Annotated in this window: 21 protein-coding genes; 15 read left to right on the forward strand and 6 right to left on the reverse strand. The window is 73.4% G+C overall.

The window, feature by feature from the left end:
* Nucleotides 1–89 precede the first annotated feature (89 nt).
* Nucleotides 90–785 (reverse strand): hypothetical protein, encoded by a 696-nt coding sequence (locus ACIRD3_RS04970; protein WP_402211700.1) that lies wholly within the window; start codon nucleotides 783–785, stop codon nucleotides 90–92.
* Between the two features lie 80 nt (nucleotides 786–865).
* A complete protein-coding gene (locus ACIRD3_RS04975; RefSeq protein ID WP_402211702.1) occupies nucleotides 866–2,086 on the reverse strand; it encodes an alpha/beta hydrolase family protein in 1,221 nt (406 codons plus the stop codon).
* Between the two features lie 103 nt (nucleotides 2,087–2,189).
* On the opposite strand from ACIRD3_RS04975, the gene ACIRD3_RS04980 reads away from it, so the two are divergent.
* The 3 genes from ACIRD3_RS04980 (at nucleotide 2,190) to ACIRD3_RS04990 (ending at nucleotide 3,644) form a co-directional block, all read left to right on the forward strand.
* Nucleotides 2,190–2,804, forward strand: a complete 615-nt coding sequence (locus ACIRD3_RS04980; RefSeq protein WP_402211704.1) for a TetR-like C-terminal domain-containing protein — start codon at nucleotides 2,190–2,192, stop codon at nucleotides 2,802–2,804.
* 144 nt (nucleotides 2,805–2,948) lie between these two features.
* The gene (locus ACIRD3_RS04985) at nucleotides 2,949–3,404 is read left to right on the forward strand and encodes a GNAT family N-acetyltransferase (protein WP_402211707.1); all 456 of its coding nucleotides are present in this window, start codon (nucleotides 2,949–2,951) and stop codon (nucleotides 3,402–3,404) included.
* A 72-nt stretch (nucleotides 3,405–3,476) separates the two neighbouring features.
* Nucleotides 3,477–3,644, forward strand: coding sequence for a hypothetical protein (locus ACIRD3_RS04990; protein WP_402211710.1), 168 nt, complete (start codon nucleotides 3,477–3,479; stop codon nucleotides 3,642–3,644).
* A 57-nt stretch (nucleotides 3,645–3,701) separates the two neighbouring features.
* On the opposite strand, the gene ACIRD3_RS04995 is transcribed toward ACIRD3_RS04990, so the two are convergent.
* Both ACIRD3_RS04995 and ACIRD3_RS05000 read right to left on the reverse strand, forming a co-directional pair.
* Nucleotides 3,702–4,868, reverse strand: coding sequence for a methyltransferase domain-containing protein (locus tag ACIRD3_RS04995; protein WP_402211713.1), 1,167 nt, complete (start codon nucleotides 4,866–4,868; stop codon nucleotides 3,702–3,704).
* Between the two features lie 294 nt (nucleotides 4,869–5,162).
* Entirely contained in the window at nucleotides 5,163–6,335 is a 1,173-nt protein-coding gene (locus ACIRD3_RS05000; protein WP_402211716.1) for a DUF6183 family protein, read from the reverse strand.
* Between the two features lie 86 nt (nucleotides 6,336–6,421).
* On the opposite strand from ACIRD3_RS05000, the gene ACIRD3_RS05005 reads away from it, so the two are divergent.
* On the forward strand, nucleotides 6,422–6,775 hold the full coding sequence (locus ACIRD3_RS05005) for a hypothetical protein (RefSeq protein WP_402211719.1): 354 nt from the start codon (nucleotides 6,422–6,424) through the stop codon (nucleotides 6,773–6,775).
* Between the two features lie 63 nt (nucleotides 6,776–6,838).
* Here ACIRD3_RS05005 and ACIRD3_RS05010 read toward each other — a convergent pair whose 3' ends face one another.
* The gene (locus tag ACIRD3_RS05010) at nucleotides 6,839–8,062 is read right to left on the reverse strand and encodes an enoyl-[acyl-carrier-protein] reductase FabV (protein ID WP_402211960.1); all 1,224 of its coding nucleotides are present in this window, start codon (nucleotides 8,060–8,062) and stop codon (nucleotides 6,839–6,841) included.
* Nucleotides 8,063–8,298: 236 nt separating this feature from the next.
* Here ACIRD3_RS05010 and ACIRD3_RS05015 point away from each other — a divergent pair, with 236 nt between their 5' ends.
* Nucleotides 8,299–9,240, forward strand: coding sequence for a TIGR01777 family oxidoreductase (locus tag ACIRD3_RS05015; RefSeq protein WP_402211721.1), 942 nt, complete (start codon nucleotides 8,299–8,301; stop codon nucleotides 9,238–9,240).
* A 113-nt stretch (nucleotides 9,241–9,353) separates the two neighbouring features.
* Nucleotides 9,354–10,247 (forward strand): hypothetical protein, encoded by an 894-nt coding sequence (locus ACIRD3_RS05020; RefSeq protein ID WP_402211723.1) that lies wholly within the window; start codon nucleotides 9,354–9,356, stop codon nucleotides 10,245–10,247.
* 217 nt (nucleotides 10,248–10,464) lie between these two features.
* On the opposite strand, the gene ACIRD3_RS05025 is transcribed toward ACIRD3_RS05020, so the two are convergent.
* The gene (locus tag ACIRD3_RS05025; protein ID WP_402211726.1) at nucleotides 10,465–12,333 is read right to left on the reverse strand and encodes a PucR family transcriptional regulator; all 1,869 of its coding nucleotides are present in this window, start codon (nucleotides 12,331–12,333) and stop codon (nucleotides 10,465–10,467) included.
* 240 nt (nucleotides 12,334–12,573) lie between these two features.
* On the opposite strand from ACIRD3_RS05025, the gene dnaK reads away from it, so the two are divergent.
* The 9 genes from dnaK (at nucleotide 12,574) to ACIRD3_RS05070 (ending at nucleotide 22,082) form a co-directional block, all read left to right on the forward strand.
* Nucleotides 12,574–14,484, forward strand: coding sequence for a molecular chaperone DnaK (gene dnaK, locus ACIRD3_RS05030; RefSeq protein WP_402211729.1), 1,911 nt, complete (start codon nucleotides 12,574–12,576; stop codon nucleotides 14,482–14,484).
* A 9-nt stretch (nucleotides 14,485–14,493) separates the two neighbouring features.
* Nucleotides 14,494–15,063 (forward strand): nucleotide exchange factor GrpE, encoded by a 570-nt coding sequence (locus ACIRD3_RS05035; RefSeq protein ID WP_402211732.1) that lies wholly within the window; start codon nucleotides 14,494–14,496, stop codon nucleotides 15,061–15,063.
* A 7-nt stretch (nucleotides 15,064–15,070) separates the two neighbouring features.
* Nucleotides 15,071–16,048 carry a DnaJ C-terminal domain-containing protein gene (locus ACIRD3_RS05040; RefSeq protein ID WP_402211735.1) on the forward strand — a complete coding sequence of 326 codons (978 nt, stop codon included), beginning with the start codon at nucleotides 15,071–15,073 and terminating at the stop codon, nucleotides 16,046–16,048.
* Complete coding sequence (locus tag ACIRD3_RS05045; RefSeq protein ID WP_402211738.1) at nucleotides 16,045–16,422, forward strand: chaperone modulator CbpM; 378 nt, start codon at nucleotides 16,045–16,047, stop codon at nucleotides 16,420–16,422. Before ACIRD3_RS05040 ends, ACIRD3_RS05045 begins: the two co-directional genes overlap by 4 nt.
* A complete protein-coding gene (gene clpB, locus ACIRD3_RS05050) occupies nucleotides 16,413–19,037 on the forward strand; it encodes an ATP-dependent chaperone ClpB (RefSeq protein ID WP_402211740.1) in 2,625 nt (874 codons plus the stop codon). The genes ACIRD3_RS05045 and clpB overlap by 10 nt, the downstream gene beginning before the upstream one ends.
* Nucleotides 19,037–19,567: a thioredoxin gene (trxA, locus tag ACIRD3_RS05055; RefSeq protein WP_402211743.1), complete on the forward strand. Its 531-nt coding sequence runs from the start codon at nucleotides 19,037–19,039 to the stop codon at nucleotides 19,565–19,567. Before clpB ends, trxA begins: the two co-directional genes overlap by 1 nt.
* Nucleotides 19,567–19,830, forward strand: a complete 264-nt coding sequence (locus ACIRD3_RS05060; protein WP_402211746.1) for a UBP-type zinc finger domain-containing protein — start codon at nucleotides 19,567–19,569, stop codon at nucleotides 19,828–19,830. The genes trxA and ACIRD3_RS05060 overlap by 1 nt, the downstream gene beginning before the upstream one ends.
* An 87-nt stretch (nucleotides 19,831–19,917) precedes the next feature.
* Entirely contained in the window at nucleotides 19,918–21,594 is a 1,677-nt protein-coding gene (locus tag ACIRD3_RS05065) for an FAD-dependent oxidoreductase (RefSeq protein ID WP_402211749.1), read from the forward strand.
* A gap of 47 nt (nucleotides 21,595–21,641) precedes the next feature.
* Nucleotides 21,642–22,082, forward strand: a complete 441-nt coding sequence (locus ACIRD3_RS05070; RefSeq protein WP_402211752.1) for a DUF1931 family protein — start codon at nucleotides 21,642–21,644, stop codon at nucleotides 22,080–22,082.
* Nucleotides 22,083–22,141: the final 59 nt, after the last annotated feature.

The raw sequence follows: 22,141 nt of genomic DNA on the forward strand, positions 1-22,141 counted from the left end.
CCGGAAACGGTGTCGGGTGCGGCGGGGATCGGTGGCCGGGTCGGCGCAGAGGTCGTCATGCCGGTGCAACCCCCGCAGGGCGCGGACGGTCACGGGCTGTCGTCCGGGGTTGCCCCGTACTGGCGGTGCACGTCCAGGTAGGGCAGTCGGGCGTGTTGGCGCCAGTCGGCCGCCTGGGAGTGCGCCGCCGGTCGGACCGCCGCCGCCTCGGCCGCGTCCTCGGTCCAGCCGTACGGGTACGGGCCGCCCAGGGCGGCCGCTGCCGCGGCCAGGTAGCGGGCCATCGCCGCGTCGTCCGGTCGGGAGAGGATCTCGACCTCGCCGCGGTCGATCTCGATGCCGATCTCCCAGCTCCCCTGCGCCGTCCGCCGGGCACCCCAGCCCTGCGCCCAGGACACGTGCTCCGTGGTGACCTCGCCCCCGGGCCTGGGTGCGAGCCCCGCGTCCCGGAGGGCGGGGACCACGGCGGCGGGGGAGCCCCAGGGGATCGGCAGCCCGGCGCTCACCGCCACGCCGAGCACCGTGCGGCACGGGTAGGGCGTGCGGCAGCTCGCGCAGCGCGGCTGCGTCGACCCGGCGCCACCGCCCTCGGCCCGGGCGGGCCGGTGCAGCTCCACCACGGCACCGAGCAGGTACTGGTGCCGGCCGACCGGCTCCCCGGCCTCCTTCAGGTCCCGGAGGAACAGCAGGAGCAACCGGTGGAAGAGCCGGCCGGACTCGTAGCCCTCCAACGGCGGCACCGGTACCCGGACCACGCTGTCACTGCCCTGCCCGTCACGACGCATGGGGGCGAGCCTAGAGCCTCCGGGCGGACGGCGACGGCGGACGGCGACGGCGGACGGCGAGTGCGGTGGCCGTCGGCTCCTCAGGAGGCCGCGCCGAGGGTGTCGTCGAGCCAGTCGTAGATGCGGGCCTGGGTGAGGCGCATGGCGCCGGGGTGGCAGTGGGCGCCGGCGCCCTCCTCGGCGGTGAACACCATCAGGGTCTTGGGGCAGGTGAGGTGCTCGTAGAGCTGTTCGGGCTGGCCCTTGAAGAACATGTCGTCCTCGGCGTCGCAGACCAGGGTGGGGCACTGGATCCGTTCGGCGATGCCGTCGGCGAGGCTGTAGTCGAGGTAGGAGGCGCTGAAGGCCCGGGGGGTGTCGACGCCCATGACGTACATGCCGTGGTTGATCGCCCAGCGGGCGATCGGGTCCGCGGCCATGGCCTGCTGGAAGGCCGCGTCGAGCTCGGGAGCGGAGGGTGCGCGCAGGAGCCGCTCGGCCTCCTCGCGGGTGCCGGCGATGGTGCGGACGGAGGTCTGGCCGAGGTCGTACAGGCCGTCGACGGCGATCAGCGCGGCCAGGCGGTGCTCGAAGGCCGCGGCCCTGGGGGCGAGCACGCCGCCCATGCTGATGCCGAGGAGCGCGATGCGGTCGTTGTCGACTTCGGGGAGGGTCTCGGCGAAGTCCACGACGGGGGTGACGACCTTCTCCCAGTCGGGGCGGAAGACCAGGCCCTGGTGGTGGCGCGGGCCGGGCATGCCCGGCCCGTCGAAGACCAGCACGGTGTAGCCGCGCTCGACGCCCGCCATCGCCCCGAAGAAGTGCAACTCCTCGGCGGTGCCGTCGAATCCGTTGTGCATGATGAGCGTCGGCCGGGGCGTCCCGGAGTCGTCGACCCGGTAGAGGTAGCCCGGCAGGGTGGTGTCCTCGTACGGGATCTCGACCGGCTCGATGATCGGCGTGAACAGCGCGGCGGCCGAGCGGAAGCAGGCCACGCTGCGGTCGTAGGCGTGGTCGTGGCGGGGGTCGCAGGGGTGGCCGTGCAGGAAGAACTCGGCCGAGCGGTAGTAGTTGGAGGCCCGCAGGAACCCGTCCCGGGCGCTCACCTCGTGACCGGCCGCCAGGGCCTTCTCGGCGTCCCCGGACACCCGGTCGGCGGTGGCCAGCCACTCGGTGTACCAGCTGGCGTAGTCGCCCTCGGTGATCCGCTCGGCGGTCGAGACGACCTCGCCGAAGTCCGCGCCGCCGTAGGCGATGTGGCTCATCGACCGCAGGGTCTCGTACCAGAACTGGATGTTGTTCGGGAACAGCAGCTGCTTCATCGCACGTCCTCCTTGAACCCTGCAAGCACAGATTTGTGCTTGCGAGGAAGACTGTAGACCCCTCGGGCGCCAGGAAGCAAATATGTGTGCTTAGGATGGGGGCATGAGCGAGAAGCAAGCGTCCGCACGCGTCCGCAGGAGCCCCGAAGAGGTCCGTTCTGCCGTCCACCAGGCGGTCATCGACCTGCTCTGCGACCCGGAGGGCGAGGACCTCAACATCCCCGCGATCGCGCACCGCGCGGGCGTCAACCACACCAGCGTCTACCGGCGTTGGGGCAGCCTCGACGCGCTCCTGGCCGACATGGTCACCACCCGCCTCGAACGCGACTCGCCGCTGAACGACACCGGCAGCCTGCGCGGCGACCTCCTCGCCTGGGCCGAGGCCAATGTCGTGAGCTTCCGGACACCCGAAGGACGCGCCCTGATGCGCGCCGTCGTCCTCTCCATGCCGAACAGCTCCCGGGCCCGGGCCGAGCGCGCGCCGCAGTTCGAGCGCCGGATGCGCTCCATCGAGCAGATCCGCCGGCGGGCCACGGCCCGGGGCGAGGACCCGCCCCCCGTGGAGCAGATCCTCGACCAGCTGATCGCGCCGTTCTACATCCGGGCGCTGTTCGGCATCGACGTGCCGGCCCACGGCTACGCCGAGCTCCTGGTCGACCGACTGCTCGGCGACGCGTCCGGCCCAAGCGGTGCACCCGGCACGAACCGGCCGGCCTGACGACGCGACGCCCGGACGCCGGATCGGATCACCGCGTGGGCGGCCGTCGCGCTCTCCCCGCCCGGCGGCCGTCGACGGTTGCCGACGACCGACCGGTTGGGGCAGTCTCATGGACGGCACCGACGGAGGACGGAGAGAGCACGAGTGAAGATCGAGACCGATGACCTCTCCGGAGCCGAGATCGCCGCGTTCCTCGAGGCGCACGTCCGGCAGCTGCGGGCCGTCTCGCCGCCGGAGAGCACGCATGCCCTCGATCTCGACGCCCTCCGCAGGCCCGGGATCACCTTCTGGTCGGTGCGGGACGACGGCGTGCTGGTGGGCTGCGGTGCGATCAAGCGCCTGGACGCGGACCACGCCGAACTGAAGTCGATGCGCACCTCGCCGGTGCGGAAGCGAAGCGGCGTCGCGACCCTGCTGCTGGAGCACATCCTCACCGAGGCCAAGGGCATGGGGTACACGAGGCTGAGCCTGGAGACCGGCACGGCCGAGTTCTTCCTGCCCGCCAGGAGGCTGTACGAGAAGTTCGGGTTCACCCGCTGCGAGCCGTTCGCGGACTACCGGCCGGACCCGAACAGCGCGTTCCTGACGAGGCGGCTCTAGTGCCGTGGCCGACAACGTCCACCGGGACGGCGCCGGCGGGACGTGTCAGTGGCGGCGGCTAGGTTGCCGCGTATGACTTCCGTACGCAGCACGGCCGGCCACCCGAGGGCGATCCGGCCGACCACCGCTCCTCGCCGTCCCACCGAGCCCCGCGCGCACGTCGGTGCCGCGGCCGTCGCGGTGGTGCCGCTGTGGGCGGCGCCCTGTGCGCTCGCCCCGCAGGGGGCGGCGAAGCGCTGAGGCGGCCGCACCCGGTCACGGCCGGAGCACGCGGGGCGGGCTCGGACGGTCGGAAGGTCACCTCGTGGCCCGGCGCGGAGCTCCGATCGGCCATCGCGCGCCGGTGTCCGGATCGCCGTGCCACGCCCACTGGGAGTCCGGGGTGACGGTGACCCCGTAGTCGTACAGGTCCGGGCGCCCCAGCGCCTCCCACTGGGACCAGGCGGCGATCAGTTCGTCGCCGATCCGGCGCGGCCCGCCCTGCAGCAGCACCGGCCCGGCGCCGGCCCGGGGGAGGACCTCGGCCCAGGAGCGGTCCCCGTCGTGGATCAGCGCGACCGGGCCGTCCTCTCCCTGGCAGGTGAACAGCACGGCGTCCGGGACGGCGACGCGCAGCGCGAACCGCAGGTGCCAGTCCTCCAGGCCGGCCGGGTCCCGGTCGAGCACCCGGCAGTGCTCGGGCTCGGCGTCACCGCGCACCGCCGTGAAGGCGGAGTACCCGGCGCTCGGCTGCACCGGACCGCTTCGGTCGCCCATGAAGCGGGCCAGGCCGTGGACCCACCCGTGCGCGCGGGCGCCGTCGTCGGCGACCGTGAGGGCCGCGTAGCCCAGGCGCCCCCAGGGGTAGACGATCCGCCCGCCCGGCCGGACCGCCGCCACCCAGGACCACGGGACGGTTTCCACGGCGTACGTCGCGTGGAGCCGGTCGACCTGGCGTCCCTCCGGCACCTCGGCGCTGGTGCCGTCCGCCACCCTGACCTCGACGTCGAGCCCGGCGGCCGCGAGGCGGTCGCGGGCGAACGCCGCCAGCTGGTCGTCGACCTCCGTGGAGACCACCAGGCCGGGCCCGGCGCGCCAGGCCGCGAGCGCCGCCGTCCAGCCCTGTCCGGTCCCGACGTCCCACACCCGGTGACCCGGTTCCAGCCTGAGGCTGTCCAGCATGTCCGCCACCACCGAGGGCGCCGACAACGACGAGGACGGCCGGCCGTCGGTGAGCCGGGTGACGGCCGCCGCGTCGGCGTCGGAGTACAACTCGGCGTACCAGCCGTCCGGATCACCGGCCAGCTCCACCGGACCGTAGGACCGGCCGTTCCACCGCCACAGCCGCTCCGGCGCGAACCGGTGGCGCGGCAGTTCCGCGAACGCCGCGCGCAACCACGGGGAGTCCTCCGGCCACGCCCCGCGCTCCGCCATCAGCGCGTCCAGGCGCGCCCGGTACCCGGCCGGGCCGCCGGCGCCCGCCACGGTCAGCCCTTCTTGTGCTTGCCGTTGCCCGGCGGTGGGTCGACCTTGCCGTCGGCGTTGTCCGGCGGCGGGTTCCCGTCCTTGGGGTCCGGTGGCGGCTTCGAGTGGTCTCCCATGCTGCCCTCCTGCGCACGACGGGTCGGAGACCGACCATCCTGACGCGGCGTCACTTCGGCGGGTAGACGGCGCACGGAAGCCCGCGGGGGGCGCACGCGCCGGCCGCGGCCGGCCGCGGTCGGCGGGCGCGGAGGCGGTCGGGCCGCGCGCGGAGGTGGGCGGCGCGAGCGGAGTCCGTCAGTCGGTGTCGGTGGCGGCCAGGACGGCGATCTCCCGGCCGCCGGGCCGGAGGGCTGCGAGGGCGAGGTCCCAGGCGACGTTGTGGAACCACGGGGACGCGGTACCGACCCGGAACCAGCCCGTCCGCCGGACGCGTTCGGCGACGTCGGCGATCGGGGCGTCCGCGGGACCTCCGGTCAGGCCGGCGAGGGAGCGCCACGCGGCGCGCCGTCCGTATGCGCCGTGCAGGCCCCGGCCGTAGGCGGGTGCGCGCACCGCCGCGGTGAGCAGGATCCGCAGCGCCAGGTCGGCGTCCGCCGGGTGGAGTTGCGCTCCGGCCGCTTCCTCGGGCCAGGCGGTGAGCGGCAGGAGTGGCAGGAGCGCCGGGACGTCCTCCCGCGCCACCGGTTCCAGCAGCCAGAACTCCTGGGCGGCGAGCCTGCCGTTGGACCGGGTGAGCCAGTGGTCGACGGCTGCGCCCATCGCCCCGGCGGTGGCGGGCGGGCCGATCTCGGTGGGGTCGAGTCCGGCCACCCGCCGGCGCATCGCCGCTGAGGCCGGCAGCCGGTGGGCGTCGGCCGTCTCCGGCCAGACGGCGGGCACCGTCCAGGTCCAGTCGTCCGCGGCTCCCGGCGGGCGCCGGAGGCCGTGTTCCTCGGGCAGGAGGCTCAGGGGCAGGACGGAGAGGGGGTGGTCCTCGGCCAGGAGGGTGTCGGCGAAGGCCCGCAGCTCGGGGTACCCGCTCACCCCGTCGTGGACGAGCACCGACTCGTGGAGCAGGCACGCCGCGAACTCGCGTGCGCAGGCGGCCTCGGGCACCCGGCCGAACACCACGCCGGCGATGGTCTCGATCCGGTGGCCGCGGGCCACGACCGCGGCCAGGTAACGCGGGTGGGCGGTCGGGTCGAAGCCGCCGTGGTGCGGCGATTCCAGCACCCGTACCAGGGCGCGGAGGCTTTCCGGCTCCGGGTGGGCGGCCAGGGCGTGGAGGGTCCAGTACAGGACCGCGCCGCAGTTCCCCTGGTGGTCATCGCCGGCGGCGACCGGGGCGGTGAGCTCCACCGCGAGGTCGGCGGCCCAGTCGAACTCGCCGGTGGAGACCCGTGATTCGACCTCGGCGCGGAGTACCGCGACGTCCGCGTGGTCGGCTTCGCACAGGGTGTGCACTGCGCGCTCGATGTTCTTGCCCATGGCGTGATTATTGCCCTGATCGCGCAGGTCAGCCGGGATTAAGCTGTTCCGTCATGCCAGCCCGGCGATCAGGAGGAGCAGCGGAGGTGTGGGGACCACTCAGCGAGGACGTGCGTCGGAGCCTGGAGCTCCTGTTGGCCGGGGACACCGAGGTGGACCGGGCGTACCGGGCGCAGATCCCCCATGCCCGGATGAAGCCCGGCTGTACCTGCGGGTGTCCGACCGTGGACCTCCGCGTGGACCAGGACGCCGTGGCTCCCGGGCCGGTGGTCGAGCGGAGTCCGGTCATCGCTGACGGGACGATCCAGGGCTCCGACGGTCAGTACATCGGCCAGGCGATGGTCTTCGCGTCCGGCGGGTTCCTCTCGACGCTGGAGGTCTGCGTCTGGGAGGACCTGGGAGCCCTGGAGCCGCCCCTCTGCGAACGGTTGAGCGGGTAGGGCCTTCCTCCGGCCCCGGCCCCCCACACCCGCCGGTCGCGCCGCAGCGGTCGTTCGGGGCGGTCAGATCCCGGTGGGCCAGGGCACGCTGGTGCGGACCGGGGCGGTGTAGTCGGTGCCGGGGACGTGCCAGCCGTACAGGCGGCCGACCTCGGTGCGGACCCATTCCGTGTCGGCGAGCCCGGTCAGGGTGTCGGTGGTCGCCGCGGCCCAGCGTTCGTGGACGGCGGCCTGGACCTGCTCGTCGAGCTCCCACTCGTCGAGGCGGATCCGCTGTTCCCGGTCGAGCCGCAGCGGCGCCGCTCCGGTGAGCTGCTGCCAGAGGTCGGTGGCCTGCTCGGCGGGGCTCCGGAAGCCGTCGCCGAGGACGGCACGGAGCAGGCCGGTGTAGAGGGCGATGGACGGGATGGCGGTGGAGGCCTGGGTGACGGCCGCGCCGGCGACCACGGTGTGGGCCTGCCCGCCGAGCGGGGCGAGGTCCCGGTGGAGCCGGCGCGCGGTGTCCTCCAGGTGCTGCTTGGCGGCGCCGATGGTGCCGGCCCGGTAGACCGGTGCGGTCAGCTCGGAGCCCACGTAGGAGAGCGCCACGGTGTGGAAGCCGTCCCGGACGAGGCCGCGGGCGGTCAGGGCGTCGATCCACAGCTCCCAGTCCGCGCCGCCCATGACCTGGACGGTCGCGTCGCGCTCCGCGTCGTCGGCGGGCTGGAGTTCCAGGGAGCCGACGAAGGGGGTGTCGCCGTCGAACTGCAGGGTCTTGGCCCGGTAGGCGGAGCCCAGGGGCTTGAGCGCCGAGTGGTGGACCTCGCCGGTGACGGGGTCGGTGCGACGGGGCGCGGCGACGCTGTAGACGAGGTGGTCGACCCGGCCGTACCGGGCGGCAAGGTGGTCCAGCGCCCGCTCCTTGGCCTCGGCGGAGAAGGCGTCCGCGTTCAGGAAGGCGAAGTCGGCGTCCGGTCCGGCGAGCTCGGCGGTGCGGGCCGTCCGGTACCAGCCGGCGGAGGCGGTGCGCCGCTCGGTCTCGGGGGCTTCGAAGGCGATGCCGAGGCCGCGCATGCCGTGGGTGCGCAGCGCGGCGACGGTGGCGGCGAGGCCGTACCCGGCGCTCGAACCGATGATGAGGGCGACCGGGCCCGCACCGTCGGTGCCGCCGTCGCCGCCGGCGAGGGCCGGTGCGGTGCGGGCCGGGGTGCGCTGCCAGAGGTCGTCGACGACGGCGGCGCAGCCCTCGGGGTGGGAGTTGAGGTAGAGGAAGCCGCGGTTGCCCGGCTTGATCTGGCGGAGGGTCATCGGCGTCACAGGTGGTTCCTTCGGGTTCTCTGACGATCCTTCGTGCCCGTTCCGGGCGGCTGCTCCCCATCCTGGCCGGTCGGTCTGCCGGGGTGATCTGGCGACTTGTGCCAGGGTCCGGCGGGCAATTCTGTCGCTGCCGCCCTCGTGCACCCGGCACCCGCGCTGCCCACGGCAAGGAATTGAACGTGTTCAGATTTTTGGGCTACGCTGGCTCCCGAGACGAGGGGGTACGCATGAAGATCGTCATACCCGGGGGATCCGGCGCGCTCGGCACACTGCTCGACCGCGGCCTGACCGCCGCCGGACACCAGGTGGTCACCCTGAGCCGCCGGCCCGCCCGGCCCCGGCAGGTGGGCTGGGACGGCCGGACCCTCGGTGCGTGGGCCGAGGAGATCGACGGCAGCGACGTCGTGGTCAACCTCGCCGGACGCAGCGTCAACTGCCGCTACACGGAGGAGAACCGGCGGGCCATGATGGACTCCCGGGTCCTCTCCACCCGCGCCGTCGGCCAGGCGATCAGCGCGGCCCGGCGCCCGCCCGCCGTCTGGCTGCAGATGAGCACCGCCACGGTCTACGCCCACCGCCACGACGCCCCGAACGGCGAGCCGGACGGCCTGATCGGCGGCAACGAGCCCGACGCCCCGGCCTCCTGGCGCTACAGCATCGACATCGCCCGCGCCTGGGAGGACGCCCAGACGGCGGCCGACACCCCGCGGACCCGCAAGACGGCGCTGCGCACCGCCGTGGTGCTCGGTCCCGAGCGCGGCGGCGCCCTCGACGCCCTCTCCTGGCTGGCCCGGCTCGGCGCGGGCGGCCCGATCGCGGGCGGCGCCCAGTACGTCTCCTGGATCCACGAGCGCGACTTCGCCCGCGCCGTCGACTTCCTGATCGCCCACGAGGAGCTCACCGGCCCGGTCAACCTCGCCGCCCCGAACCCGCTGCCCCAACGCGAGTTCATGCGCGAGCTGCGCGCCGCCTGGGGCATGCCGCTGGCCCTGCCCGCCACCCGCTGGATGGCCGAACTCGGCGCGTTCGCCCTGCGCTCCGAGTCCGAGCTGCTGCTGAAGAGCCGCCGCGTCGTGCCGACCCGCCTGCTCGACGCGGGATTCACCTTCGAGCACCCGAGCTGGCCGGCCGCCGCCCGCGACCTGGTCCGCCGCCTGCGCGGGAGGTGACGGGCCGCCGCGCCCCGGGTTCGTCACGGGCCCGTCACAGCTCCCGGCCCGCGCTTGTCCGCGCCGCGCGTCGACGGCGAGGCTGGGAGCACACGCGGGGAGGGGCGGGCGGGATGACGACGGTACGGCTGGCGTTCGTGCGGCGCCGGGTGGACATCATCGGGGTCGGCTGCGTGCTCGGCCTGATCACCGCGATCGTGCTGAGCGAGACCGGCGCGGCCGGCGTCGGCACGACCCTGCTGATCGCCGCCGCGGTCGTCGCCGCCACGGTCGCCGGCGCACCGCGCACCTTCTGGCTGCGGGAATCGGAGACCGGCCTCACCGTGGTCCGCCTGCTCGTCCCCACCCACCACACCTGGTCCGAGATCCGGGGCCTGGCCATGCACGTCGACGAGGAACCGGAGACCAGCGCCCACCGGGTCCAGCTCCGGCTGCGCCTCGTCCACCCGCGCGGCCGGTCCTGGGGCCCGTTCCTCGGCCGGCTCACCCTCACGGACGACGACCGCCCGCGCGGCACCGAACCGCGCGCCCTCGCCGAACTCTTCGCCCTCTTCGGCCGGCACGGACTGCCCGTCGACCGGCCCGAGTTCGCGAACGCCGTCCTCTCCGCCCACGGCCTGCCGCCGCTCCCGCCGCCGCCCGTCCGCCCGGTGCCGGTCGGTCCGGTGCCCACCCCCGAGGAGGCGTACGCCGACGCGCCCGCCCTCACGGAGGAGCAGCGGCACCTCGACGCGCACCGGAGCCGGAGCGACGAGCCGCCCCGGCACCGGCGCGTACACCTGCTGCGCCTCGCCGCGCTGCGCGACCGGCTGGCGCTGGGCACGGCGGACGCGGACGCGGAGCAGGTCGCGGCCGCGCTGCTCGCGGCCGGGCGGCTGCTGGAGCACGACGGCGTCACCGCCGAGGACGGCGCGGCCCGCGAGTACGTCCGCCAGCAGTACCGCCTGCAGGACCGCCTGCAGGACCGTCCGCAGGACCGACGGCCGTTCCCGGACCGCCGTCGCTGACCGGTCCGGCGGCCGGCAGGCGCCCCGCGGTCACCGCGGCCCTGCGGCGGGCCGCTTCCGGTGTTGCCGACGCGGGCCCGTGGCGGCGTCCACGCCCGCCTACGCTGCCGAGCTTCCCGCCGGGAGCCGCGTCGGCTGAGCTGTGGCCCTGGAGGTCACTTCGGGTGACGACCCTGCGAGCAGCCGCTCCGTCACCGTCGCACCGCCCGCCCGCGATTCATCGCGGTGGGTCGAGCGCGTGGTGGATGTGGGTGGCGATGTGCAGATTGAGGCGCGTCTCGACCGCGCTGAGGTCGTGGCCGGTGATCTCGCCGATGCGCTGGAGGCGGTAGCGGACCGTGCTGCGGTGGATGAGGAGCAGCTCGGAGGTCGCGTCGTAGCTGCAGCCGCTCTCCAGGTAGCGCGAGAGCGTCATGACCAGCTCGGTGTGGTGCCGGGCGTCGTAGTCCAGCAGCCGGCCCAGCCATTCCTGGACGAAGAGGTCGGCTTCCCGCTCGCCTTCGCCGGTGCCCAACATGCGGCACAGGCCCAGCTCGTCGAAGGCGGTGCTGCCGTACGGGTGTTGGGAACGGCGCCGGACGGCGAGGGCACGGACGGCCTCGTCGTAGGAGTGCGGCAGATCGGCGAGGACCTCGCCCCGGCCGCCGACCCCGATCGCGCCTGCGCCGGTGCCCAGGCCCTCCGAGACGGCCCGGTACAGCTCGTCTCCCGGATCGCGCGGGTCCTCACCGGCCACCAGGACGACCGCTGTGGTGCCACGAGAGCCGATGAGCACGTCGAGGCGCAACCGCTCCGCCGCCCGTGTCACCGCGTCGCAGAGCGCGGCTCCCTCGGGTGCCCCCGGCCACTCCAGTACGGCGACTCTGTGCGGCCGGTGCAGGTCGTGGCCCAGGGCCGCTGCCCGGGTGAAGGCGTCCTCGGTCCCCTCACCCGAGACCAGCCGGTCGACCAGGTCGCGGCGCAGCCGGGGCTCCAGCTCAGCCAGTCTGCGCTCGTGGAAGAGCAGGGGAGCCAGCACCCGAGCGGCCTGTTCGAGCGCCGATCTGTCCGCTTCCGCCGCCCGCTGGTCCGGATCGTCCAGCGCGATGACACCGAGCAGGTCTCCCGCCATCTCCAGGGGCATGACCAGCCGGTCACGGTCCCGGACGGCGCCGGGCTGTCGCCGCGCGCGGTGCATCAGGGCGTTCCGGCGCCGGTTCTCCGACCCGGGGCGGGCGGCGCCGCCGACTCCGTTCCGGGGGACGCCCCCGCGGGGACCCGCCCAGGCCCGCGGGTTGCCGAAGCGGTCCTCGGTGAGGGCCGCGAATCCCGTGTGCTCGTGCAGGGCCTGGAGGATTCCCGCCTCGCCCCTGCCGGAGACGGCGGCGCGGGAGAGCGCGTCATAGGTGGCGAGTCGCGAGGCCAGGGCGGAGGCCGTTCTGTCGCCGGGGTCCACGGTGGGTGAGGCGTCCTCGGGCTCCGGCGGGTTCCCGGTGCCGGACAGGTCCCCGCTCCCCGGCGTGTGCCCCGACCCGGCGGCCGGCTCGCCCCGGCGCCGGGCGAGGCGCGCGAGGACTATCCCGGTCTGCCGCGCGAGCAGATCGGCCAGAGCGGTCTCCTCGGCCGAGGGCGTGGTCAGGGACCGGACGACGAGATATCCGAGGCAGGTCTCCCGGTACCGCAGTGCGATGGCCCGCACCCACAGGCCGCCGGGCCTGTGCAGGTGCCGGCTGCGGCCGTCCAGCGAGTCGATCCGCCGGTCGAGCACGTCGGCGGCCAGTACGTCGACGGCAGCGGCTGCTTCGGCCGGGGCTTCGCCGGCCCGGCCCCCCTCGGGTTCCCGCGCCGCGTCGCCCGGCCGGGCGACGGCGGAGGAAGCCACCCGGAGTGGGGAGCAGCGCCGCGCCAGACCGTTGTGGACGGCATAAGCCGCTTCGGCGATGAAGGGGCCGGTGGCGGCGATCGCCGCCATGCCTCCCCACAGCACCTCGCGCTCGTCCTCACCGTCGAGCATGGCCGTCACCAGGCGGAGCAGTGCGTGCTGCGCGACCGCCGGGTGCGGGACGGGGCGGAGGGGATCGGCGGTCGGAGAAGGCACGGCGTCCATAGCGGGTCCATGTGCGGCTCGGCACTGGCCTTCCTGCCTACCCGCTACGCCGCTCGGCACGCGTCCCACGACGAACCCGTTCCGGCCCCGTCCTCGGGGACCGGAACGGCGGCGCGGATTGGTCCTACCGGGGCGGGGAAGTACGCCGCGTACCGCGCGAGGCTGCTCCTGGGTGGGTGAGGCCGTCCGTTCGCCCGACTGCCCGCCGACCGGTCCCGTGTCGCGACGGAGGAGATTCCCATGGCGAAGGCAGTTGGCATCGATCTCGGCACCACCAATTCGGTCATCGCGGTCTGGGAGGGCGGTGAGCCCGCTGTCGTCCCGAACGCGGAGGGGGCCAGGACGACCCCGTCGGTGGTCGCGTTCTCCGATGACGGCCAGCGGCTGGTCGGACAGCTCGCGCGCCGGCAGTCGATCCTCAACCCCAAGGGCACCATCACCTCCGCGAAGCGGTTCATCGGACGCCGCTACGACGAGATCTCCGACGAGGCCAAGGCGGTCTCCTTCGACGTCGTGGAGGGGCCCGGCGGGGTGGCCCGCTTCGAGGTGAAGGGAAAGCAGTACGCGCCGGAGGAGATCAGCGCGCAGGTGCTGCGCAAGCTCGCCGACGACGCCGGGAAGTCGCTCGGCGAGAAGGTGACCGAGGCGGTCATCACCGTCCCCGCCTACTTCAACGACGCCCAGCGCCAGGCCACCAAGGACGCCGGGAGGATCGCCGGCCTCGACGTGCTGCGGATCATCAACGAGCCGACCGCCGCGGCGCTCGCCTACGGGCTGGACCGGAAGGGCCACGAGACGGTCATGGTCTTCGACCTCGGCGGCGGCACGTTCGACGTCAGCCTGCTGGACGTCGGTGACGGTGTGGTGGAGGTCCGCGCCACGGCGGGCGACTCCCACCTGGGTGGCGACGATTTCGACCGCCGTCTGGTGGACCACTTGGCGGACGGCTTCCAGAAGGCCGAGGGCATCGACCTGCGCAAGGACCCGCAGGCCCTGCAGCGGCTGTTCGAGGCGGCCGAGAAGGCGAAGACCGAGCTGAGTTCGGTCAGCCAGACCCAGGTGAGCCTGCCGTTCATCACGGCGGACGCCTCCGGGCCGAAGCACCTCACCGAGACGGTCCGCCGCTCCACCTTCGAGCAGATCACCTCGGACCTGGTGGAGCGCTGCCTCGAGCCGGTCAGGACCGCGATGGGGGACGCCAAGGTCACCGACAACGACATCGACGAGGTCATCCTCGTCGGCGGCTCGACCCGGATCCCGGCCGTGCAGAACCTGGTCCGCCGGCTGACCGGCGGCAAGGACCCGAACATGAGCGTCAACCCCGACGAGGTCGTGGCGCTGGGCGCCGCCATCCAGGCCGGCGTGCTCAAGGGTGAGGTCAAGGACGTCCTGCTGCTGGACGTCACCCCGCTGTCGCTGGGCGTCGAGACGGCCGGTGGCGTGATGACCAAGATCATCGAACGGAACACCACCATCCCCGCCCGCCGGTCCGAGACCTTCTCGACGGCTGAGGACAACCAGCCGGCCGTGGACATCGTCGTGCTCCAGGGCGAACGCGAACTGGCCGCCGACAACCGGGTGCTGGGCCGCTTCCGGTTGGAGAACCTGCGGCCGGCCCGGCGTGGGGAGACCCGGATCGAGGTCACCTTCGACATCGACGCCAACGGCATCCTCAAGGTCAGCGCCAAGGACCGGGACACCGGTGCCGAGCAGTCGATCACCATCAGTGAGGGCTCCAACCTCGACCCCTCCGAGGTCGAGCGGATGATCAACGAGGCCGAGAGCAACCGCACCAGCGACCTGGCCCTGCGCGAGGCCATCGACGCCCGCAACGAGCTCGACGCCGCCGCGTACCAGGTGGAGCGCCGGTTGGACGAGCTCGGCGACTCCGCTCCGGAGCACGAGCGCGCCCGCGCCCGACTGCTCATCGACGAGGCGCGTTCCGCCGTCAAGGAGGAGGCGCCGACCGAACGGTCCCGGAGCCTGGCCTCCGAACTCCAGCAGATCTACGCGGCGCTGGCCGCCCACGCCGCCGGCCCGGACGGAGCCGGGGGTGGAGCCCGGCCCGGTGCGGCGACGCCCGGCCAGAGTCCCGAGGGCGGCGTTCCGAAGGACGACGACGTCATCGACGCCGATTTCGACCGGAGCTGAGGCGGCGACATGTCCGATCAGGAACAGAGGCGTTCCGCCGAGGACCGCTCCCCTCCCGAGCCCGAGCAGACGCCGCCCGAGCGGACGCCCGCACCGCAGACGATCCCACGGGGCCCCGGAGCCGCGGAGCAGGAGAAGCCGCCCCGCCCCGAGGTCGAGGAGCTGGAGGATCGGTGGCGGCGAGCCCTCGCCGACCGCGACAACCTCCGCAAGCGCTACGCCCGTGAGCTCCCCCGGGAACGGGAGGCCGAGCGGGCCAAAGTGGCCGCGGCGTTCCTCCCGGTCGTCGACAACCTCGAACTGGCCCTCGCCCACGCCGGCGCCGACGACCCCGGCACGATCGTCAGCGGAGTCCGGGCGGTACGCGACCAGGCCGTCGAGGTGCTGCGAAGCCTCGGCTACCCCCGCTACGACGAGACCGGGGTCCCCTTCCACCCCGAGCGGCACGAGGTGGTGTCCGTGGTGGACGAACCGGACACGACCGCGGGCACCGTCGTTCGGGTGCTGCGCCCCGGGTACGGCGAACCCGGCCACCAGCTGCGGCCGGCCGCGGTGGCGGTCAACCGCAAGCAGGGGTGAGGCCGCCATGGCAGACGACTACTACGAGGTGCTGGGCGTCCCCCGCACCGCCGACGCCGCCGAGATCCAGCAGGCGTTCCGTACCCTGGCCCGCCGCTACCACCCGGACGTCAACCGTGATCCGGCCGCAGAGGAGCGCTTCAAGCAGATCAACGAGGCGTACAGCGTGCTGTCCGACCCCGACACCCGGTCCCGCTACGACCGCTTCGGCCCCGACTTCCGGCAGGTTCCGGAGGACTACGACGAGCGTGTCGCGGCCGGCCAGGGCTTCGGCGGCGGAGCCGGCGCATACCGCGGCAGTCCCTTCGGAGGTACCCGGGGAGCCGACCGGGCAGGCACCCGGACCTGGACGGAGACCGGCTTCAACGCCTCCGGCGTGGACTTCGAAGACCTCTTCGGAAGCATGTTCGGCGGCGGGGCGGGCGGCGCCGGACGGGGCAGCCCCATCCCCGGCGCGGACCAGGAGGCCGAACTCACGCTCAGTGTGGAGGAGGCGTACCGCGGCGGCCGGCGGAAGATCACCCTCGGTGGTCCCGGCGGCGGACGCAGCTACGACGTCACCATCCCGGCCGGCGTCGTCGACGGCCAGCGCATCCGGCTCGCGGGGGAGGGCGGCCGGGGCCGCGGCCCGGCTTCCGCCGGGGACCTCTATCTGGTCGTCCGCATCGCCCCCCATCCCCGCTACCGGCTCGTCGGGCGCGACATCCACGTCGAACTGCCGGTCACCGCCTGGGAAGCCGCGCTGGGCGCGACGGTGCCGGTCTCCGGTCCGGGAGGGACGGTCAAGGTGCACGTGCCGCCCGGTACCTCCACCGGCCGCAGGCTGCGGCTGCGCAACGAGGGGATGCCCGACCCCAAGGGTTCCCCCGGTCACCTCTACGCCGAAATCCAGGTGATGGTGCCGCCCTCGCCCAGCCCGCGCGAGCGCGAGCTGTTCGAGGAACTGGCCGCCGTCTCCTCCTTCGACCCGAGGAAGCGGACATGAGAGCCGAACAGCGTCCTCCCGCCGAAGGACAGCCCGGCATCGGGGCCGCCTATCCCCTGGTGAGGGTCTACCGCGGCAGCCCCTATCAGCTCCCCATGGCCGAGGTGGCCGCCAGGAGCGGACTGCCGCCCGAACTCGTCGGCCGCTTCGTCGCCCTCGGGCTGGTGGACGCCGAGCGTGACGCCCGGGGCCGGTTGTGGTTCCGGCCGAGCGCGCCGTCGGCCATCGCCCGGGTGCAGCGGCTGCGGATCGGTCTGGGACTCAACTACGCGGCCATCGGCGTCGTCCTGGACCTGCTCGACCGCATCGAACGCCTGGAAATCGCACTGCGGCGCAGCGAACGAGCCGCCAAGGAGCCCCCACCATGGACATAACCCGCCTCACCCAGAAGTCCCAGGAAGCGCTGCAGGAAGCCCAGAGCGTCGCGGTCCGGATGGGCCAGACCGAGGTCGACGGGGAGCACCTGCTGCTGGCCCTGCTCGATCAGCAGGACGGCCTGACCACCCGTCTGCTGGCCGGTGCCGGCGCAGACCCGGCAGCCCTGCGGGCCGCCGTCGAGGCCGATCTCGCCAAGCGTCCGCGCACGACCGGTCCGGGCGCCGCCCCCGGCCGGGTGACGGTGACCCAGCGGCTGGCCCGACTGCTCGACACCGCGGAGCAGGAGGCCAGGCGGCTCAAGGACGAGTACGTCTCCACCGAGCACCTGGTGCTGGCCCTGGTGGACGAGGGCGCGACCACCGCAGCCGGCCGGCGCCTCGGTGAACAGGGCGTCGACAAGGACTCCTTCCTCGCCGCCCTCACCACGGTGCGCGGGAACCAACGGGTCACCTCCGCCACTCCCGAGGAAGCGTACGAGGCCCTCGAGAAGTACGGCCGCGACCTCGTCGTCGAGGCCCGCGGCGGTCGCCTCGACCCGGTGATCGGGCGCGACGCGGAGATCCGGCGGGTGATCCAGATCCTCAGCCGCAAGACCAAGAACAACCCGGTGCTGATCGGCGAACCGGGCGTCGGCAAGACCGCCATCGTGGAGGGCCTGGCCCAGCGGATCGTGCGCGGCGACGTGCCGGAAGGGCTGCGGGACAAGACGGTGTTCTCGCTCGACATGGGCTCGCTGGTGGCCGGGGCGAAGTACCGCGGCGAGTTCGAGGAACGCCTCAAGGCCGTGCTGTCCGAGGTCAAGGGAGCCGAGGGCCGGATCCTGCTGTTCGTGGACGAGCTGCACACCGTCGTCGGGGCCGGCGCCGCCGAGGGCGCGATGGACGCGGGCAACATGCTCAAGCCGATGCTGGCGCGCGGCGAGCTGCACATGATCGGCGCCACCACGCTGGACGAGTACCGCAAGCACATCGAGTCCGACGCGGCCCTGGAACGCCGCTTCCAGACCGTCCAGGTGGACGAGCCGAGCGTCGAGGACGCGATCTCCATCCTGCGCGGCATCCGGGAACGACTGGAGATCTTCCACGGCGTCAAGATCCAGGACGGCGCGCTGGTCGCCGCCGCCACCCTCAGCCACCGCTACATCAGTGACCGCTTCCTCCCGGACAAGGCCATCGACCTGGTCGACGAGGCCTGCGCGCGCCTGCGGACCGAGATCGACTCCATGCCCGCCGAACTCGACGAACTCACCCGCCGGGCCACCCGGCTGGAGATCGAGGAGGCCGCGCTGGACCTCGAAACCGACCCGGCCAGCCGCGCCCGCCTGGAGGACCTGCGGCGCGAACTGGCCGACCTGCGGGGCGAGGTGGACGCCAAGCACGCCCAGTGGGAGGCCGAGCGCCAGGCCATCCGCAAGGTCCAGGAACTGCGCCAGAAACTGGAACGCGCCCGGCAGGAGGCCGAGGAGGCCGAACGAGCCTACGATCTCAACCGGGCCGCCCAACTGCGCTACGGAACCGTCAGCGAACTGGAGCGCCGACTGGCCGCCGAGGAGGAACAGCTCGCCAACAAGCAGGGCGAGAGCCGGATGCTGCGTGAGGTGGTGACCGCCGAGGAGATCGCCGAGATCGTCTCCGCGTGGACCGGCATCCCCGTCAGCCGGCTCCAGGAGGGCGAGCGGCAGAAGCTGCTCACGTTGGACGGGATCCTGCGCGAGCGGGTCGTGGGCCAGGACGAGGCCGTCCAGCTCGTCGCCGACGCGGTGATCCGGGCCCGCTCCGGGGTGCGCGACCCGCGCCGGCCGATCGGTTCGTTCATCTTCCTCGGCCCGACCGGCGTCGGGAAGACCGAGCTGGCCAAGACGCTGGCCGCCGCGTTGTTCGACAGCGAGAGCAACATGATCCGCCTCGACATGAGCGAGTACCAGGAGCGGCACACCGTCAGCCGACTGGTCGGCGCGCCCCCCGGGTACGTGGGCTACGAGGAAGGCGGTCAGCTGACCGAGGCGGTGCGCCGCAAGCCGTACTCCGTCGTCCTGTTCGACGAGATCGAGAAGGCGCACGCCGACGTCTTCAACACGCTGCTCCAGGTGCTGGACGACGGCAGGATCACCGACGCGCAGGGCCGTACCGTCGACTTCCGCAACACCGTCATCATCATGACCTCGAACCTGGGCTCCCAGTACCTGCTCGACGACGCCACCCAGGCCGGCGAGATCAAGCCCGAGGTGCGGGAGCTGGTGATGGGCGAACTCAACGGTCACTTCCGGCCCGAGTTCCTCAACCGGGTGGACGACATCGTGCTCTTCCGCCCGCTCGGCATCGCGCAGATCGAGCGCATCGTGGACCTGCTGCTGGAGGACCTGCGCCACCGCCTCGCCGAGCAGCGGATCGACCTGGTACTCACCGAGGACGCCCGCCGGCTGATCGCGGCCGAGGGCTACGACCCGGTCTACGGCGCCCGGCCGCTGCGCCGCTTCATCGCGCACGAGGTCGAGACCAGGATCGGCCGCGCGTTGCTCAGCGGCGAGGCACGCGAAGGCGTGACCATCCTGGTCGACGCCAGGGCGGCGGAACTGACCGTCACCCTCCAGGACGAGCTGCAGGAGCCGTGATGACCGCTTCTCCGGAAGGCCGCGCCGCCCGCAGGGGCCGTGACGGCAGAACGGACGGGGCCGGGGCCCCGCTGCCGACGGTCGTCTGCGCCAACTGCGGCCGGACCAACCGCGTACCCGCCGCGGCGGAGGGCAGCCCGCGCTGCGGAAACTGCCGGGCCCCGCTGCCGTGGATCGCCGAAGCGGGCGACGCCGACTTCGGGGAGGTCGCCGAGCGGGCGAGCCTGCCCGTGCTCGTCGACCTCTGGGCCGCCTGGTGCGGTCCCTGCCGCATGGTGAGCCCGGCCCTCGAACAGGTCGCCGAGGACCTGGCCGGCCGGATCAAGCTCGTGAAGGTCGACATCGACACGTCGCCGGCCCTGGCGCGGCGGTTCGAGGTCCAAGCCGTACCCACCCTGCTGATCCTCGACCACGGCAGGCCCGTCGCCCGCCAGACCGGAGCCGCGCCCGCCCACGCGCTGCGCCGGTGGGTGGACGAGTCACTCTCGACGCCCCGCGGACCGGCCGACTCCACCTCCGGGAGACCATGATGACCAGCCTTACCGACCCGCACCTGTCCATGGTCCGGCCCGTGGCGCCCAGAACACCACGGGGTTGCGAGGACTGCCTGCGCACGGGGACTCCGTGGCTGCACCTGCGTCTCTGCCTGACCTGCGGCAAGGTCGGCTGCTGCGACTCCTCGCCGATGCGGCACGCCCGCGCTCACGCGGCGACCGACGGGCACCCGATCGTCCGGTCGTTCGAACCCGGCGAGGACTGGCTGTGGTGTTTCGTGCACGAGGCGATGGTCTGAGCCCGGCGTCCGGACCGGCGTCGCCGCTTCCGCCGCCGCCCCCACCACATCTGTCGTCGCCTCCGTTTCCACCGAAAGGAGTGGACCGTGCCGACGCTCACGCCCACAGCTGACGTCTACGGCGCCTATCCGCTGCTGCCGGACGACCAGATCGCGATCCTGAGACCCTGCGGACAGGTACGGCCGGTCCGCGAGGGGGACCGGCTCTTCCGGGCGGGCGATCCCTGCGAGGAGTTCTTCGTGGTCCTCAGCGGCAGGGTGGCCGTGGTCGAAGGCCACGGCGAACAGCAGCAGGTCGTCCACCTGCACGAGGCGCACAGCTTCCTCGGCGAACTCGGCGTGCTGGAGGGCCAGACCGCCCTCCTCAGCGCGGTGGTGAGCACGCCCGGCGAGGTGCTCGCGGTGGGTCTGGCCGCCCTGCGCGACCTGCTCAGCCGAGAACCCGCGCTCGGCGACGTGATCCTGCGGGCCTACCTGCTGCGCCGCACGATGCTGGCGGGCGCGGGCGCGGGCCTGCGTATCATCGGCTCCGCGTTCTCCCCCGACACGCGCCGGCTGCTGGACTTCGCCGCCCGCAACCGCCTCCCGCACCGCTGGGCCGACCTGGAGAAGGACACCGAGGCCGAGGCGCTGCTGACGCGTCTCGGGGTCGCTCCGGAGGACACTCCGATCGTCGTCTGGCACGAGCACCGGGTGCTGCGCAATCCCTCCAACGCCGAACTCGCCCGGGTGATCGGGCTGCGGACCGAGACCGTGGCGAGGGCCGTCTGCGACCTGATGGTGGTCGGCGCGGGGCCGGGAGGCCTGGCCGCAGCCGTGTACGGCGCCTCCGAGGGGCTCTCCACCGTCGTCCTGGACGCGGTGGCGACCGGCGGGCAGGCCGGTACGTCCTCCCGGATCGAGAACTACCTCGGTTTCCCCGCGGGGATCTCCGGCATGGAACTCGCCGAACGGGCCGTCGTGCAGGCCACCCGGTTCGGCGCCCGGATCACCGTCCCCGCCGAGGCCGCCGGCCTCGAACAGCGCGACGGTGCCAACGTGGTGCGGCTCGCCGACGGCAGCACGGTCGCCGCCAGCAACGTGGTGGTGGCCACCGGCGCTCGCTACCGACGGCTGCCCGCCCGAGGCGTCGAGCGGTTCGAGGGACTGGGGGTCCACTACGCCGCCACCCTCTGGGAGGCACGGACCTGCCGTCTTGACCCGGTGGCCGTCGTCGGCGGTGGCAACTCCGCCGGCCAAGCGGCCCTGTTCCTGGCGCGCGAGTCGCCCGCCGTGCACCTGCTGGTCCGCGGCGATGACCTGGGCCACCACATGTCCCGCTATCTGATCGACCGGATCGAGCAGCACCCACGGATCCACGTCCGGTTGCACACCGAGGTCCAAGAGGTCACCGGCGAGGACCGGGTCGGAGCCGTCGTCGTCCGGGACAACCGCACCCGCGAGCAGCAGGTGCTGGAGGCCCGTGCCCTCTTCGTCTTCATCGGTGCGCGCCCTGCCACCTCCTGGCTCGCCGGCGCCGTCACTCTGGACCCGCGCGGCTTCATACCGACCGGGCAGGACGTGGCCCCTGGGACAGCGGACCTGTGGAAATCCCTGGGCCGCGCCCCACTCGCCCTGGAAACCGGACTGCCGGGGGTCTTCGCCGTCGGGGACGTCCGCAGCGGCTCGGTCAAGCGGGTGGCCTCCGCGGTGGGCGAGGGCGCCATGGCCGTCCGCCTGGCCCACGAGCACCTCGAGGAGGTGAGACCACCCGCCACCCGATGACCTCGGCTCATCCATCGACGCGAGAAAGGACACATGCCATGCCCGCCATGGGTATTCCCAAGTTCGAGCGCTTCTTCCGCACGGCCGCCGGCCTCGATGTCCACAAGAACGACCTCAAGCGCTACAACGAGTTCGTGGACGCCAAGCTCTACGACCTCTTCCTCATCGGCACGGCCAATGCCAAGGCCAACGGCCGGGACGTCATCGAGCCGCAGGACCTCCCCGTCACCAAAGGCCTGCAGGAGAGCATCCACGCCTTCAAGAAGCTGGAGGAGGGCATCGAACTCCGCCCGCTGCTCGACCAGCTCGCCGCCCGCCCAGCCCTCGGCATGGAGGCCGCCGAGGACACCCGGCAGCGGCTGCCCGTCCTGGCCGGCGGCCTCAGCGTCGCCCTCGCCCGCGCCCTCAAAACCATCGCCCGCGACACCCGCCGCCCCTCCACGGACCAGTGGGACGAGGCCTTCGAGCTCTTCGACCTGCTGGTCTGAGCGGGGCACCCACCGGGTGGGGGTCCGCCGGCCCGGCGGACCCCCGCCCTTCGCGCACC

The sequence above is a fragment of the Kitasatospora sp. NPDC093550 genome (assembly GCF_044764985.1).
Classification (GTDB): domain Bacteria; phylum Actinomycetota; class Actinomycetes; order Streptomycetales; family Streptomycetaceae; genus Kitasatospora.

Bases quoted from the DNA above. Each gene is read 5' to 3' on its own strand.
- ACIRD3_RS04970 (WP_402211700.1), bottom strand. From the start codon at position 785: ATGCGTCGTGACGGGCAGGGCAGTGACAGCGTGGTCCGGGTACCGGTG.
- ACIRD3_RS04975 (WP_402211702.1), bottom strand. From the start codon at position 2,086: ATGAAGCAGCTGCTGTTCCCGAACAACATCCAGTTCTGGTACGAGACC.
- ACIRD3_RS04980 (WP_402211704.1), top strand. From the start codon at position 2,190: ATGAGCGAGAAGCAAGCGTCCGCACGCGTCCGCAGGAGCCCCGAAGAG.
- ACIRD3_RS04990 (WP_402211710.1), top strand. From the start codon at position 3,477: ATGACTTCCGTACGCAGCACGGCCGGCCACCCGAGGGCGATCCGGCCG.
- ACIRD3_RS05000 (WP_402211716.1), bottom strand. From the start codon at position 6,335: ATGGGCAAGAACATCGAGCGCGCAGTGCACACCCTGTGCGAAGCCGAC.
- ACIRD3_RS05010 (WP_402211960.1), bottom strand. From the start codon at position 8,062: ATGACCCTCCGCCAGATCAAGCCGGGCAACCGCGGCTTCCTCTACCTC.
- ACIRD3_RS05015 (WP_402211721.1), top strand. From the start codon at position 8,299: ATGAAGATCGTCATACCCGGGGGATCCGGCGCGCTCGGCACACTGCTC.
- ACIRD3_RS05020 (WP_402211723.1), top strand. From the start codon at position 9,354: ATGACGACGGTACGGCTGGCGTTCGTGCGGCGCCGGGTGGACATCATC.
- ACIRD3_RS05025 (WP_402211726.1), bottom strand. From the start codon at position 12,333: ATGGACGCCGTGCCTTCTCCGACCGCCGATCCCCTCCGCCCCGTCCCG.
- dnaK (WP_402211729.1), top strand. From the start codon at position 12,574: ATGGCGAAGGCAGTTGGCATCGATCTCGGCACCACCAATTCGGTCATC.
- ACIRD3_RS05035 (WP_402211732.1), top strand. From the start codon at position 14,494: ATGTCCGATCAGGAACAGAGGCGTTCCGCCGAGGACCGCTCCCCTCCC.
- ACIRD3_RS05040 (WP_402211735.1), top strand. From the start codon at position 15,071: ATGGCAGACGACTACTACGAGGTGCTGGGCGTCCCCCGCACCGCCGAC.
- ACIRD3_RS05045 (WP_402211738.1), top strand. From the start codon at position 16,045: ATGAGAGCCGAACAGCGTCCTCCCGCCGAAGGACAGCCCGGCATCGGG.
- clpB (WP_402211740.1), top strand. From the start codon at position 16,413: ATGGACATAACCCGCCTCACCCAGAAGTCCCAGGAAGCGCTGCAGGAA.
- trxA (WP_402211743.1), top strand. From the start codon at position 19,037: ATGACCGCTTCTCCGGAAGGCCGCGCCGCCCGCAGGGGCCGTGACGGC.
- ACIRD3_RS05060 (WP_402211746.1), top strand. From the start codon at position 19,567: ATGACCAGCCTTACCGACCCGCACCTGTCCATGGTCCGGCCCGTGGCG.
- ACIRD3_RS05070 (WP_402211752.1), top strand. From the start codon at position 21,642: ATGGGTATTCCCAAGTTCGAGCGCTTCTTCCGCACGGCCGCCGGCCTC.